General features: G+C 58.1%; 10 protein-coding genes and 1 tRNA gene. 7 read left to right on the top strand and 4 right to left on the bottom strand.

Features of this window, described 5'->3' with window-relative positions:
• Nucleotides 1-135 precede the first annotated feature (135 nt).
• The 4 genes from AB7E19_RS06620 (at nt 136) to AB7E19_RS06635 (ending at nt 7,381) form a co-directional block, all read left to right on the top strand.
• Nucleotides 136-2,058 carry a RecQ family ATP-dependent DNA helicase gene (locus AB7E19_RS06620; RefSeq protein WP_427934758.1) on the top strand — a complete coding sequence of 641 codons (1,923 nt, stop codon included), beginning with the start codon at nt 136-138 and terminating at the stop codon, nt 2,056-2,058.
• 573 nt (nt 2,059-2,631) lie between these two features.
• Nucleotides 2,632-4,554, top strand: a complete 1,923-nt coding sequence (locus AB7E19_RS06625) for a PrkA family serine protein kinase (RefSeq protein WP_010674903.1) — start codon at nt 2,632-2,634, stop codon at nt 4,552-4,554.
• A 24-nt stretch (nt 4,555-4,578) separates the two neighbouring features.
• Nucleotides 4,579-5,850, top strand: a complete 1,272-nt coding sequence (locus tag AB7E19_RS06630) for a YeaH/YhbH family protein (RefSeq protein ID WP_109422195.1) — start codon at nt 4,579-4,581, stop codon at nt 5,848-5,850.
• 10 nt (nt 5,851-5,860) lie between these two features.
• Nucleotides 5,861-7,381, top strand: coding sequence for a SpoVR family protein (locus AB7E19_RS06635; RefSeq protein ID WP_316287595.1), 1,521 nt, complete (start codon nt 5,861-5,863; stop codon nt 7,379-7,381).
• 59 nt (nt 7,382-7,440) lie between these two features.
• Here AB7E19_RS06635 and fadR read toward each other — a convergent pair whose 3' ends face one another.
• The gene (fadR, locus tag AB7E19_RS06640; protein ID WP_010674906.1) at nt 7,441-8,154 is read right to left on the bottom strand and encodes a fatty acid metabolism transcriptional regulator FadR; all 714 of its coding nucleotides are present in this window, start codon (nt 8,152-8,154) and stop codon (nt 7,441-7,443) included.
• A gap of 333 nt (nt 8,155-8,487) precedes the next feature.
• On the opposite strand from fadR, the gene nhaB reads away from it, so the two are divergent.
• Nucleotides 8,488-10,062 (top strand): Na(+)/H(+) antiporter NhaB, encoded by a 1,575-nt coding sequence (nhaB, locus tag AB7E19_RS06645; RefSeq protein ID WP_010674907.1) that lies wholly within the window; start codon nt 8,488-8,490, stop codon nt 10,060-10,062.
• A gap of 86 nt (nt 10,063-10,148) precedes the next feature.
• On the top strand, nt 10,149-10,670 hold the full coding sequence (gene dsbB / locus AB7E19_RS06650; protein ID WP_010674908.1) for a disulfide bond formation protein DsbB: 522 nt from the start codon (nt 10,149-10,151) through the stop codon (nt 10,668-10,670).
• Between the two features lie 244 nt (nt 10,671-10,914).
• On the opposite strand, the gene AB7E19_RS06655 is transcribed toward dsbB, so the two are convergent.
• The 3 genes from AB7E19_RS06655 to uvrB all read right to left on the bottom strand — a co-directional run bounded on the left by AB7E19_RS06655 (nt 10,915) and on the right by uvrB (nt 13,991).
• Nucleotides 10,915-11,577 (bottom strand): DedA family protein, encoded by a 663-nt coding sequence (locus AB7E19_RS06655; RefSeq protein ID WP_010674909.1) that lies wholly within the window; start codon nt 11,575-11,577, stop codon nt 10,915-10,917.
• Between the two features lie 147 nt (nt 11,578-11,724).
• Nucleotides 11,725-11,982: a DUF1232 domain-containing protein gene (locus tag AB7E19_RS06660; protein WP_010674910.1), complete on the bottom strand. Its 258-nt coding sequence runs from the start codon at nt 11,980-11,982 to the stop codon at nt 11,725-11,727.
• Nucleotides 11,979-13,991 (bottom strand): excinuclease ABC subunit UvrB, encoded by a 2,013-nt coding sequence (gene uvrB, locus AB7E19_RS06665; protein ID WP_427934763.1) that lies wholly within the window; start codon nt 13,989-13,991, stop codon nt 11,979-11,981. The genes AB7E19_RS06660 and uvrB overlap by 4 nt, the downstream gene beginning before the upstream one ends.
• 132 nt (nt 13,992-14,123) lie before the next feature.
• Between uvrB and AB7E19_RS06670 the strand changes: the two genes are divergently transcribed.
• Nucleotides 14,124-14,199: transfer RNA gene (locus AB7E19_RS06670), tRNA-Asn, on the top strand.
• Nucleotides 14,200-14,334 lie beyond the last annotated feature (135 nt).

Here is a 14,334-nt window from a genome sequence, read left to right on the forward strand (position 1 = left end):
TTACCTCACAAAAAATCTACAACAATGTGATAACACAATATCAACCACGGTCAAAATGTCACCAAACCAGTCCGATCATCGGCCACCACTGGGCCAGAAGTGATATGATGACGCCCTTTTTCAGGGAGCCTTGCCATGATCACCTCTTTATTGACCCGACACTTCGGCTTTGATCGCTTGCGGCCCGGGCAGGAAGCAGTGATCAGTCGTCTGCTGGCCGGCAAGAGCGCCGCAGCCATCTTCCCGACTGGCGCGGGGAAATCCCTCTGTTATCAATTGCCCGCCCTCGCACTGCCCCACCTGACCCTGGTCATCTCTCCCCTGCTGGCCCTGATGCACGATCAGCTCGCCTTTTTGCGCAGCAAGGGGATCGCCGCCGCCACCCTGGACTCCAGCCAGACCCCCGAGGAGAGTCGGCAGGTGATGCAGCAGGCCAGCGACGGCCAGCTCAAGATCCTGATGATCTCGGTGGAGCGCCTCAAGAACGAACGCTTCCGCCGCTTTATCGCCCAGGTGCCGCTCTCCCTGCTGGTGGTGGACGAGGCGCACTGCATCTCGGAGTGGGGCCACAACTTTCGGCCCGACTACCTGAAGCTGCCGGACCATCGCCGCGATCTGGCCATTCCCCAGGTGCTGCTGCTCACCGCCACCGCCACCCCGGCGGTGATGGCAGACATGCAGGCCAAGTTCGGCATAGAAAAAGAGGATCTGGTGGTGACCGGTTTCTATCGCCCCAATCTGGATCTCGCCGTCATCCCGCTGGCCGGCACGGCCCGCGATGGCTGGCTGCGCGAGGAGCTGCACCGGGATCCGGCCGCCCCCACCATCGTCTACGTGACTCTGCAACACAGCGCAGAACAGTGCGCCGCGCAGCTACAGGCCAGCGGCATCCGGGCATGCGCTTACCATGCGGGGCTCGATCCCGCCCTGCGCAGCCAGATCCAGCATGACTTCATGGCTGGCAAACTCGACTGCATCGTGGCCACCATCGCCTTTGGCATGGGCATCGACAAGGCCGACATTCGCCGGGTCATTCACTACGACCTACCCAAATCCATCGAGAACTACAGCCAGGAGATAGGTCGCGCCGGACGTGACGGGCTTCCCTCCCGCTGCACCGTGCTGGCGAGCCGCGCCCAGTTGCCGGTACTGGAAAACTTCGTCTATGGGGATACGCCGGACAGGGATGCCATCGCGCACTTGCTCGATATCGTGCGCCAGAGCGGCGCCGAGTGGGAATTCAGCCTGCTGCGCCTCTCCAACGAGACCAACATTCGCCAACTGCCCCTCAAGACCCTGCTGGTCTATCTGGAGATGGCGGGGGTCATTGCACCGGCCTACAGCTACTTTGCCGAGTACCGTTTCAGGTTCGTACTGGAAAAACAGGCGATCCTCGCTCGTTTCAATTCCGAACGCCGCCAGTTCCTGGAGCAGGTCTTTGCCTGCGCGCCACAGGCGCGCACCTGGTGCACCATGGACTTCGAAGCGCTGTGGCAGGGATACCAGGGGGAACGCCAGCGCGCCGCGACGGCGCTGGACTACCTGCAGCAGCAGGGTTGGATCGAGCTTGAAAGCAAGCAGATGACCGAGGTCTATCGGGTGCTGAGCCAACAAATCGATACCGCGACCCTGGCCGAAGAGCTGCATGGATTGTTTGAAAAGAAAGAGCAGAGCGAGCTGGCCCGCCTTCAGGCGCTGCTGGCCTTTTTCACCTCGACCACCTGCCTCAGCCATGAGCTTGCCCGCTATTTTGCCGACGACGCGGCCCCCGAGCGGTGCGGGCACTGTTCCATCTGCCGGGGAGAGATCGCAGTGTTGCCGCCGTTGCCATCACCGGGCTTACCCAACGAGCACGGTTTGCGCGCCTGGTGCGATCCGCTGATCGTCCTGTGCCATCAGCGCCATCCCAGGATCCTGGCCCGTTTCCTGTGTGGCATCGCCACCCCGCTGACCACCCGTCTCAAGGCCAGGGATCTGGCCGGTTTTGGCCAGTTGGCGAACCATCCCTTCGCCGAGGTGCTGGCGGCGGTGTCAGCCCTCTATCCCGCCGAATCCTGAGCTTGCAGGTTTGGCGCCGTTCAGGCGCTGAAAAAATAAGACCCTCGCGGATGCGAGGGTCAAGCCAACGGAAACGTGCTTAAACAGAGCTTAGTATCTGCACAATCACCCACTCTCTTGCTAAAGCGATGACTGCTCGACACAGGGCTCAATCTAGAGCAGCCAGAATGTAGCGTCAATGTAAAAATTAGAGCAAAAACACCAAACAAATAGCATTACGTTGACGTAAGCGACACGTCTTTTCACCCTCTATTCCCTGCCGCCCTTGCCCTTGCTGGCACCGCCCCCTGACAAAACAGAGCGTCACCATTTTCTCCCTCTGGCACACAAAGATTTATTTTTTATGTCTTTGACATTTGCATCACTGTCGTGGCAAAAATAATTTAACAGTCAGTAACATAGGTATGTCACTTACTGCTTCTTCCCGCACGAGGATCGGGAAGCTCCCGCACAAACTTAAACCAATGATGGCGATGGATTACTGGGGGCTGTTGACTAGGCTTAAGAGGTAAACAGAACAAAAGTAGTGATCCACTCTTTTTCAGGGCAAGCGACTATAACGAGGGCTAAGTTATGGGCATCTTCGAGCACTATCAACAGCGGTATGAGAAGGCCAGAGAGGAGGAGTACAGCATCCAGGAGTTTCTGGATATGTGCAAACAGGACAAATCCTGCTACGCCTCTGCCGCCGAACGTCTGCTGACCGCCATCGGCGAGCCGGAAATGATCGACACCTCGACCAATCCACGTCTCAGCCGTCTCTTTTCCAACCGCGTCGTCGCGCGTTATCCCGCTTTCAAAGACTTCTATGGCATGGAAGAAGCCATCGAACAGATTGTCTCCTACCTCAAACATTCCGCTCAGGGCCTGGAAGAGAAGAAACAGATCCTCTATCTGCTCGGACCGGTTGGCGGCGGTAAATCCTCGCTGGCAGAGAAACTCAAATCCCTGATGCAAAAAGTGCCCATCTATCGCATCAAGGGCTCACCGGTGAACGATCACCCCTTCTGCCTGTTTGACATCGACGAAGATGGCGAAATCCTCGAGAAGGAGTACGGCATCCCTCGCCGTTATCTGCGCCCCATCATGTCTCCCTGGGTCGCCAAGCGCCTTCACGAGTTTGGCGGCGACATCACCAAATTCAAGGTGGAGAAGGTAAACCCCTCCATCCTCGATCAGATCGCCATCGCCAAGACCGAACCGGGGGACGACAACAACCAGGACATCTCCTCCCTGGTTGGCAAGGTCGATATCCGCATGCTGGAACACTTCGCCCAGGATGATGCCGATGCTTACTCCTACTCCGGTGCGCTATGCAAGGCAAACCAGGGGATGATGGAGTTCGTCGAGATGTTCAAGGCCCCCATCAAGGTGCTGCACCCGCTGCTGACGGCGACGCAAGAGGGGAACTACAACGGTACCGAGGGGCTCTCCGCCCTCCCCTTCGACGGTATCCTGCTGGCCCACTCCAACGAATCCGAGTGGCAGCAGTTCCGCAACAACAAGAACAACGAAGCCTTCCTCGACCGGGTTTACATCGTCAAGGTGCCCTACTGCCTGCGGGTGTCGGAAGAGGTGAAGATCTATGAAAAACTGCTGTTCAACAGCGAGCTGACCGAGGCCAAATGCGCACCGGGTACTCTGGAGCTGCTGGGCCAGTTCTCGGTGCTGTCGCGACTCAAAGAGCCGGAAAACTCCAGCCTCTATTCCAAGATGCGGGTCTATGACGGCGAGAGTCTCAAGGACACGGATCCCAAGGCGAAGAGCTACCAGGAGTATCGCGACTATGCCGGTGTCGACGAGGGCATGAACGGCCTCTCCACCCGATTCGCGTTCAAGATCCTCTCCCGCGTCTTCAACTTCGACCACGCGGAAGTGGCTGCCAACCCGGTGCACCTCTTCTACGTGCTGGAGCAGCAGATAGAGCGCGAGCAGTTCCCGCAAGAGCTGCACGATCGCTATCTGGAGTTCATCAAGGGTTACCTGACTCCGCGCTACGTCGAGTTCATCGGCAAGGAGATCCAGACCGCCTACCTCGAGTCGTATTCAGAGTACGGTCAGAACATCTTCGATCGCTACGTCACCTACGCCGACTTCTGGATCCAGGATCAGGAGTATCGTGACCCAGAAACCGGCCAGCTGTTTGACAGAGCGTCTCTCAACAGCGAGCTGGAGAAAATTGAAAAACCTGCCGGGATCAGCAACCCGAAAGATTTCCGCAACGAAATCGTCAACTTCGTGCTGCGTGCCCGGGCCAACAATGCAGGCCGTAACCCCAACTGGACCAGTTACGAGAAGCTGCGCACCGTGATCGAGAAGAAGATGTTCTCCAACACGGAAGAGCTGCTGCCGGTTATCTCCTTCAACAGCAAAACCTCGGCTGAGGAGCAGAAGAAGCACGATAACTTTGTCGAACGGATGATGGAGAAAGGCTACACACGTAAACAGGTGCGGCTGCTCTCCGAGTGGTATCTCAGGGTACGCAAGTCATCCTGACCCTGCCGTGTTCAAGGGGGAGTTATGGCGCATTTTATCGACCGCAGGCTCAACGGCAAAAACAAAAGCGCTGTCAATCGGCAGCGCTTCATCCGCCGCTACAAGAAGCAGATAAAACAAGCGGTCTCGGATGCTGTCTCCAAGCGCAGCATTCAGGACGTGGACAAGGGCGAGAGCATCAGCATCCCGACCAAGGACATCGGGGAACCCCATTTTCATCAGGGTCATGGCGGCAAACGGGAGATGGTGCATCCGGGCAACGACCAGTTTGTCTCCGGTGACAAGATTGACCGGCCCAAAGGGGGTGGCGGCGGCCAGGGGAGTGGCGAGGGCCAGGCCTCGGATCAAGGAGAGGGCGTCGATGATTTCGTCTTCCAGATCTCCAAAGACGAGTATCTGGACTTGTTGTTCGAGGATCTGGAACTGCCGCGGCTGCAAAAGACCCAGCTCAACCAGCTGATGGAGATGAAGACCTACCGGGCCGGCTACACCTCCAACGGGGTGCCTGCCAACATCAACGTGGTGCGCTCCCTGCAAAATTCGCTGGCGCGGCGCATGGCGCTGCAGGCAGGCAAGAAGCGTCAGTTGCGTGAACTGGAGGAGCGCCTGGCCCGGCTGGCCTGCGAGCCCAACGACCATTTCGCCGAAATGGCGCAACTTGAAAAAGAGATCAGGGAGCTGAAACGGCGGATCGATGCGGTCCCCTTTATCGACACCTTCGACCTCAAATTCAACAACTTTGTCAAACGGCCCGTCCCCTCGAGCCAGGCGGTGATGTTCTGCCTGATGGACGTCTCCGGTTCCATGGATCAGGCTACCAAGGAGATGGCCAAGCGTTTCTATATCCTGCTTTATCTATTCCTGAGCCGGACTTACAAGAATGTCGAGGTGGTCTACATTCGCCACCACACCCAGGCCAAGGAGGTGGACGAGCACGAGTTCTTCTACTCCCAGGAGACCGGCGGCACCATCGTCTCCAGTGCGCTCAAGATGATGAACGACATCATCAACGAACGTTATCCCGCCAACCAGTGGAACATCTACGCGGCGCAGGCCTCTGATGGTGACAACTGGGCCGATGACTCACCCCAGTGCAGGGAGATCCTGATGCGCGACATCATGCCGCGGGTGCGTTACTACTCCTACATCGAGATCACTACCCGCGCCCACCAGACCCTGTGGCACGAATATGAGGCGGTGGCAGAGCAATACGCACACTTCGCCATGGAGCACATTCGCAAGGTCGAGGACATTTATCCGGTGTTCCGGGAATTGTTCAAGAAGCAAGCGGCTTGAGGGATCACATATGGTAGAAACCGCAAGAAAGATAGCGCCGCTGGACGATGGTCCTGACTGGAACTTCGATCTGCTGGAGCTTTATCACCAGGAGATAGCCCGGGTCGCCAAATTCTATCAGCTCGACACCTATCCCAACCAGATCGAGGTGATCACTGCAGAGCAGATGATGGATGCCTACTCCAGCGTGGGCATGCCCATCGGTTATCAACACTGGTCATTCGGCAAGCGCTTTATCCACACCGAACGCAACTACAAGCGCGGCCAAATGGGACTGGCCTACGAGATCGTCATCAACTCGGACCCCTGCATCGCCTATCTGATGGAAGAGAACACCATGCCGATGCAGGCGCTGGTCATGGCCCACGCTTGCTATGGTCACAACTCCTTCTTCAAGAACAACTATCTGTTCAAGGCCTGGACCGATGCCTCCTCCATCATCGACTACCTGTTGTTTGCCAAGAACTACATCACCGAGTGCGAGGAAAAACACGGCATCGATGCGGTGGAGAAACTGCTCGACTCCTGCCATGCCCTGATGAACTTCGGGGTGGATCGTTACAAGCGGCCCCAGAAGATTTCTCTGGCCGAGGAGAAGCGACGCCAGAAGGCGCGGGAAGATTATCTGCAAACCCAGGTCAATGAGCTGTGGCGTACCCTGCCCAAGCAGCACAAGATTGCCGGGGTGGAAGACAGGCGCTATCCTGCCGAGCCTCAGGAGAACATCCTCTATTTCATCGAAAAGAATGCCCCCCTGCTCGAGCCCTGGCAGCGCGAGGTGGTACGTATCGTGCGCAAGATCAGTCAGTACTTCTACCCGCAGAAGCAGACGCAGGTGATGAACGAGGGCTGGGCCACCTTCTGGCACTACACCATTCTCAACCACCTCTATGACGAGGGAAAAATCAGCGATCGCTTCATGCTGGAGGTGCTGCACAGCCACACCAACGTGGTCTATCAGCCCCCCTACAACAGCCGGTATTACTCGGGGATCAACCCCTACGCCCTTGGCTTTGCCATGTTCACGGACCTGCGTCGCATCTGCGAACACCCGACCGAGGAGGACAGATACTGGTTCCCCGATTACGCTGGCACCAACTGGGTCGAGACATTGCATTTCGCCATGCAGAACTTCAAGGACGAAAGCTTCATCAGCCAGTTCCTCAGTCCCAAGGTGATGCGAGACATGAAGCTCTTTGCCATCGATGACGACGATCTGAAGAACTACCTCAAGGTGTCCGCCATTCACAATGAAGAGGGCTACCGGCTGGTGCGTAGCACCCTGTCCGCTCAATACAACCTGAGCAACCTGGAGCCCAACATTCAGGTCTACAACGTGGCAGTGAAAGGCGATCGCTCCCTGACCCTGCGCTATGTTCCCCACAACCGCATCCCCCTTGGCGAGTCACGCCACGAGGTGCTAAAGCATCTTCATCAGCTGTGGGGCTTCGATGTGGTGCTGGAGCAGGACAATGGCGAGCTATCCGCAGATATCATCGGCCGTTGTCCGGACCGCAAGAGCATGACCTGACGTCAGTGCCGGGCATAAAAAAACGCGCCATCAGGCGCGTTTTTCTTGGATCAGGGCAATCAATTGTCACACAGGTTGCTTGGCATGTCCTGACGCAGACGGGTCCAAAGCTTGCCAGACTCGATACCGTACTGGCGTACCGTCATGAACACGGCTTCGTGATCCTTGGTTTCGGCCAGCTTGCGCAGCGTCTTGTAGTAGGCATCTGCGGTTTCCCGCGCCTGCTTGTCCGAGAAGTAGTAGCGGCCAACCCGGCTGTACAAGCCCTTGAAACCGTTGAGGATCAAGGCATAGATGGGGTTGCCAGAGGCAAACGAAAGCTGGTGATGCAAACGATAGTCGAAGTCCGCATAGGCCTCGGCCGTGTTCTCCACATCATCGGCACCACGCAAGATCTCGGCGGCCTGTTCCGGGTTGTTGCGAATGGCGCCACGGATGAAGATGGTGCAGATGTTGGTCCGGGCGGAGAGCAGTTGTGCCACCAGATCAGGCACCTTGTCCTGATCGAGACGCGCCAGGGTCTCCAGGATGTTGAGACCGGAGGTTTCCCAGAAATTGTTGACCTTGGTCGGTTTGCCATGCTGGATGGTGAGCCAGCCATCACGGGCAAGGCGCTGCAACACTTCACGCAAGGTAGTGCGAGTCACGCCGATCAATTCGGACAGCTCGCGCTCCGCCGGCAGAATGGATCCAGGAGGAAAGCGATTGTTCCAGATGGACTCGATGATGTATTCCTCGGCAAACCCGGCAGGGCTTTGCGCTTTAATGACCATGTAATGACTCTGTTGTAGTGCGTAAAAAGGCCCCCGAATAATAGCAAAGCCGGTCATGCTGGCAAGCAGAAGGTCGGTCCTCTGCTCACATTACCCCGATCTTTTTGTTAAAAATATGTATACAGCAACAAGTGGGGAGTCAACCAACACCAAATGATGGGGATATAAGCGTTTGCTCGCTGGGCAAGTTCAGCGAGCTTATTTATAGTTATCGCTCCCTTGATTAAAATCATGTGCAATCAATCTGATACAGGTGAATATCCGGATGTTCGGCTCGGGTCGGGCTCGACTGCATAGACGCAGATATCAACAACAGAACAGAGAACCATCATTATGCCAATCAGCCTAGGGCGCGCGTTTACAAAGAACTTTTTGGGCAATGCTCCGCGATGGTACAAAATTGCCATCGTTCTATTCCTGCTGATCAACCCGATCATTTTCTACGTTGATCCCTTCCTGGCCGGCTGGCTGCTGGTTGTCGAGTTTATTTTCACCCTGGCCATGGCACTCAAGTGCTATCCGCTGCAACCGGGCGGACTCCTGGCCATCGAAGCCGTGCTCATCGGCATGACCTCCGCCAACCAGATAAAACATGAGCTGGTGGCCAATATCGAAGTGCTTCTGCTGCTGGTCTTCATGGTGGCCGGCATCTACTTCATGAAGCAGTTGCTGCTCTACGTCTTTACCAAGATGCTGGTGCGCATCCACTCCAAGACGTTGCTTTCTCTCGCCTTCTGCCTGGTGTCTGCATTCCTCTCCGCGTTCCTTGATGCCCTGACCGTGATCGCCGTGGTCATCAGCGTCGCAACCGGCTTCTACGCCATCTACCACAAGGTGGCCTCCCGGGATGAGTCCGGCAATCTGCATCATGATGACGAAGAGATTGACGAGCTCTCCCGCCAGCATCTGAACGAGTTTCGTGCCTTCCTGCGCAGCCTGATGATGCACGCCGCCATCGGTACCGCCCTGGGGGGCGTCTGCACCCTGGTCGGCGAACCCCAGAACCTCATCATCGGTGAACAGGCGGGGTGGCACTTCGGTGAATTTGCCATTCGCATGGCGCCAGTCACCATTCCGGTCTTCATTTGCGGCCTGCTGACCTGCATCCTGGTCGAAAAATTCCGCTGGTTCGGTTATGGCGCCCGCTTGCCCGAGCCCGTGCGTCACATCATGGAATCCTACGAGCGCGACGAAGACGCACAACGTACCCCGCAGGACAAGGCCAAGCTGATCGTCCAGGCGCTGATTGCCACCTGGCTTATCACGGGTCTTGCCCTCCATCTGGCTGCTGTTGGGCTAATCGGCCTGACGGTCATCGTGCTCGCGACGGCGTTCACCGGCGTGACCGAAGAACACGCGCTTGGCAAGGCATTCCAGGAGGCTTTGCCGTTCACCGCCCTGCTCACCGTCTTTTTCAGCGTGGTGGCGGTCATCATCGATCAACAGCTGTTCAAGCCGGTGATCCAGTGGGTACTGGCGGCCAAGCCGGAGGATCAGCTTGCCCTCTTCTACCTGGCAAACGGTCTGCTCTCCATGGTCAGTGACAACGTCTTCGTCGGCACCGTCTACATCAACGAGGTGAAGACCGCCCTGATCAACGGCGCCATCAGCCGGGAGCATTTTGATCTGCTGGCCGTGGCCATCAATACCGGCACCAACCTGCCGTCGGTCGCCACCCCCAATGGCCAGGCCGCATTCCTGTTCATGCTCACCTCGGCCCTCGCTCCCCTGCTGCGCCTCTCTTATGGCCGCATGGTCTGGATGGCGCTGCCCTATACCCTGGTGCTGGGGCTTGTCGGCTTTTTCTCCGTGGAACTGCTCCTCGGTCCTGCAACCGAATGGTTCTATCAGGCAGGGTGGTTGCTGGATCATGGGGCACTACCACTGCCCACCCCGTCCACACACTGATCATGAAAGGGGCTGTTCGGCCCCTTTCTTTTCAGATGGGGCTCTGCTCTAATTCAGCCACTATTTTTCTCTGAGAGATCAATCAGATGATCGAGTATCTTCGCCGCATTGCCAGTCATCGTCTGGCCTGGGGATTGCTGGCAGCCTCCGCTTTCGCGCTGGAACTCTGTGCCCTCTTCTTCCAGCACGTGCTGGGTTTGCACCCTTGCGTGATGTGCATCTATGAACGTATCGCCCTCCTCGGCGTGCTCACCGCCGGGCTCCTCGGCATGGTCGCGCCAGAGCGCTGGTACCTGCGCTGGAGTGCCATGCTCCTGTGGGGTTACAGCGCCTTCTGGGGCCTGAAACTGGCGCTCAAGCACGTGGATTACCAGATGAACCCCTCCCCCTTCAACGTATGCGAAGGGTTTGTTGACTTCCCTGCCTGGGCACCACTGGATAAATGGGTTCCCTGGATGTTCTACCCGGACGGCGACTGCAGCGAGATCAGCTGGCAGTTCCTCGGTTTCTCCATGCCGCAGTGGCTCGTGGTCATCTTTGCCGCCTACCTGCTGGTGTTCGTCATCGTGGCTGCTGGCAACCTGATAAAAGGGCGCTGCTGCAACTAGTCGTTCACTCGACCATAAAAGGGAGCCCATGGCTCCCTTTTTATCTCCTCTTATCGCCTCACGACCCCATGCCCAGGGGGCCGGCTCCCCTTCTCCCTGTTCTGCCAATGAAGTGGCTGCCTGCGGGTGTGCATCATCGTAACAGGCCACAAGCGGGTCAAAGGGCGCAGCGGCGACCTGCCACTCAGCCAACCAACAAGAAGGGAGCCATATGCTCCCTTCTTTCATGTCGTGCACGGCGATGTCACGCGCCTTCGGAGGTAGCCTTGCTGGCACTTCTCCTGGCCTTCACCATGCCGATCACCATGGGCAACAAGGAGACCGCGATGATGCCGAAGATGAGCAGGGTAAAGTTGTGGCGCACTACCGGCAGATTGCCAAAGAAGTGGCCGGCATAGACGAAGGAGAGCACCCACAAGAGCCCCCCCACCAGGTTGAACGCCAGGAAGCGGGGATAGGTCATAGCCCCCATGCCCGCCACGAAGGGGGCGAAGGTCCGCACTATGGGCAGGAAACGGGTGATGATGATGGTCTTACCGCCATGCTTGGCATAAAAAGCATGGGTCTTGACCAGATAGTCCCGACGAAAGATTTTGGAATCGGGGTTGCGAAACAGCTGCTCACCGAAGAAGTGGCCTATGGTGTAGTTCACCACGTTGCCGAGCACCGCGGCGATGATCAGCACGGCGGCCAGGGTGTGCACGTCCAGCACGCTGCCCACGGTGAGGGCACCTGCAGCAAAAAGCAGGGAGTCCCCCGGCAGGAAGGGAGTCACCACCAGCCCGGTTTCACAGAAGATGATGAGAAACAGGATGGCGTATACCCAGACGCCATAATTCTCGAACAGCTCTTTCAGATGCACGTCAACGTGCAGAATAAAGTCGATGGCAAAGAGGATCAGATCCATTTTTTGGTACCCATGAAGTGAACGGCGTGGAGTCTACGCCAATGAGACCTGGCTCACAATCTCCCCATGGTCCCCTTTTTCGAACCCCATGAAGGGAGTCATTCAATCCCCCCTTCTTTTCCCCTTTCCCTGAACGTAGGCTTCTGCTCACTCGGCCTTGTCCAGAGCGGCCAGCACCTCGCCGGGCAGGCATTTCTCCCAGCCCCACAAGAGGAGCAGCAACAGGGTCGCGTCGTCGAGCCAGCCAAGGAGAGGCACCACATCGGGGACAACGTCCACCGGGCTGATGCCATAGAGCAGGATAAGGATCACCAGCCCCTTCGCCCACCAGGGTGTGCCTGGGTGGCGAAAGCCCTGATAGAGGCGGCGCAAACGCCGCCAGATGAGCCAGCGTCTGGCGCTCATGACTCGATCAGCTCGCCGCGCAGCCGCTGGATCTGATCCCGCAGCGCCGCCGCCTGTTCGAACTCCAGATCCCGCGCATGCTGGAACATCTGCTCTTCCATCCGCTTGATCTCCTTGCTGATCTCGCTGGCAGAGCGGGCATGGTACTCCCCTTGCGGTTCGGCAGCCTTGCGACTCCCCTTGCCGGCCTTGCCCGCCGTGCGGCTGCCCCCCATGTCCATCACATCGCCGATGGCCTTGTTGAGCCCCTTCGGCACGATGCCGTGTTCCAGGTTGTGGGCGTGTTGCAGGGCGCGGCGCCGCTCGGTCTCTTCAATCGCGACCTTCATGGAGTTGGTGATGGTATCGCCGTAGAGGATCACCTTGCCATTGAGGTTGCGTGCCGCCCGGCCGATGGTCTGGATGAGGGAGCGGGTGGAGCGCAGGAAGCCCTCTTTATCTGCATCCAGAATGGCCACCAGGGAGACTTCCGGCATGTCGAGGCCTTCGCGCAGCAGGTTGATGCCCACCAGCACGTCGAACTTGCCAAGGCGCAGGTCGCGGATGATCTCCACCCGCTCCACGGTATCAATGTCCGAGTGCAGATAGCGCACCCGTACCTCGTGATCTGCCAGGTATTCGGTCAAGTCCTCCGCCATCCGTTTGGTCAGTGTCGTGACCAGCACCCGCTCCTCCACGGCGACCCGCTTGCGGATCTCGGAGAGCAGGTCGTCCACCTGGGTGCTGACCGGTCGCACTTCCACCTCGGGATCGAGCAGGCCGGTGGGACGCACCACCTGCTGCACCACGTCACCGCCGGACTTCTCCAGCTCGTAGGGGCCCGGGGTCGCCGAGACGAACACCGTCTGCGGCATCAGTGCCTCGAACTCGTCAAACTTGAGGGGCCGGTTGTCCAGCGCCGAGGGAAGGCGGAAGCCGTACTCCACCAGGGTCTCCTTGCGGGATCTGTCCCCTTTGAACATGGCGCCGATCTGCGGCACCGTGACGTGGGATTCGTCGATGATGAGCAGGCCGTCCCCCGGCAGGTAGTCAAACAGGGTGGGAGGCGGCTCACCCGGCGCGCGACCGGAGAGGTAGCGGCTGTAGTTCTCGATGCCGGAGCAGTAACCCAGCTCCTGCATCATCTCCATGTCGAACTGGGTGCGCAGGCTGATGCGCTGCTCCTCCACCAGCTTGTTGAGGCTCATCAACTGCTCACGCCGCCCCTTGAGCTCCTCCTTGATGTGCTCGATGGCCCCCAGGATGGTCTCCCGCGGGGTGGCGTAGTGGGTCTTGGGGTAGATGGTGTAGCGCACCACCGTCTGCTCGATGGCGCCGGTCAGGGGATCGAACAGGGAGAGGCGTTCTACCTCTTCATCAAACAGCTCCACCCGCAGGGCCAGCTTGTCCGATTCGGCGGGGTAGATGTCGATCACCTCCCCCCGCACCCGGAAGGTGCCGCGCTGGAAGGCCATGTCGTTGCGGGTGTACTGCAGTTCGGCGAGGCGGCGCAGGATATCCCGCTGATTGATCACGTCCCCCACTTTGAGGTGCAGCATCATGCTGAGGTAGGCCTGGGGATCCCCCAGACCATAGATGGCCGACACCGAGGCGACGATCACCACGTCGCGCCGCTCCAGCAGCGCCTTGGTGGCTGACAGCCGCATCTGCTCGATGTGATCGTTGATGGAGGCATCCTTCTCGATGAAGGTGTCCGTGGTCGGCACATAGGCTTCGGGCTGGTAGTAGTCGTAATAAGAGACGAAATACTCCACCGCGTTGTCGGGGAAGAACTCCTTCATCTCCCCGTAGAGCTGGGCCGCCAGGGTCTTGTTGGGCGCCAGGATCATGGTGGGGCGATTGAGGGTCGCGATGACGTTGGCCATGGTAAAGGTCTTGCCCGAACCGGTCACCCCGAGCAGGGTCTGGTGGGCCAGTCCCGACTCGATGCCATCGAGCAGCTGGGCGATGGCCCTCGGCTGATCCCCGGCGGGTTGAAACTGGCTGGCCAACTGGAATAACTTGCTCATGACGACTCCCGGCAAAAAACGGCAAGGGAGCAGTGTACCCCGAGTTGAAGGAGCTGGGTATCCGCTCACCCTCCCTGATGGCTATTGACCCCGAAATACGACCTCTGTATGATGCACCTCCTTGCCTGATGTTCCCCCGTAGTTCAGTCGGTAGAACGGCGGACTGTTAATCCGTATGTCACTGGTTCAAGTCCAGTCGGGGGAGCCAATTCCTCACCATCTCGGTGCAAGTTATCCACTTTAGTGCTTTCCTCTTCCAATTTTAATGCACAAGCCCTTCCCTGCGGCCTGACTCCCTTTTGATCTCCCGATACTGACCAGCAGCGTTTTGTTCTGCTGCGCA

Origin of the sequence: Aeromonas sp. (assembly GCF_050252055.1) — a bacterium.
Lineage (GTDB): Bacteria > Pseudomonadota > Gammaproteobacteria > Enterobacterales > Aeromonadaceae > Aeromonas > Aeromonas caviae.

Coding starts and splice junctions, on each gene's coding strand:
- AB7E19_RS06620 (WP_427934758.1), top strand. CDS start 136: ATGATCACCTCTTTATTGACCCGACACTTCGGCTTTGATCGCTTGCGG.
- AB7E19_RS06625 (WP_010674903.1), top strand. CDS start 2,632: ATGGGCATCTTCGAGCACTATCAACAGCGGTATGAGAAGGCCAGAGAG.
- AB7E19_RS06635 (WP_316287595.1), top strand. CDS start 5,861: ATGGTAGAAACCGCAAGAAAGATAGCGCCGCTGGACGATGGTCCTGAC.
- AB7E19_RS06660 (WP_010674910.1), bottom strand. CDS start 11,982: ATGAGCGCCAGACGCTGGCTCATCTGGCGGCGTTTGCGCCGCCTCTAT.
- nhaB (WP_010674907.1), top strand. CDS start 8,488: ATGCCAATCAGCCTAGGGCGCGCGTTTACAAAGAACTTTTTGGGCAAT.
- fadR (WP_010674906.1), bottom strand. CDS start 8,154: ATGGTCATTAAAGCGCAAAGCCCTGCCGGGTTTGCCGAGGAATACATC.
- dsbB (WP_010674908.1), top strand. CDS start 10,149: ATGATCGAGTATCTTCGCCGCATTGCCAGTCATCGTCTGGCCTGGGGA.
- uvrB (WP_427934763.1), bottom strand. CDS start 13,991: ATGAGCAAGTTATTCCAGTTGGCCAGCCAGTTTCAACCCGCCGGGGAT.
- AB7E19_RS06630 (WP_109422195.1), top strand. CDS start 4,579: ATGGCGCATTTTATCGACCGCAGGCTCAACGGCAAAAACAAAAGCGCT.
- AB7E19_RS06655 (WP_010674909.1), bottom strand. CDS start 11,577: ATGGATCTGATCCTCTTTGCCATCGACTTTATTCTGCACGTTGACGTG.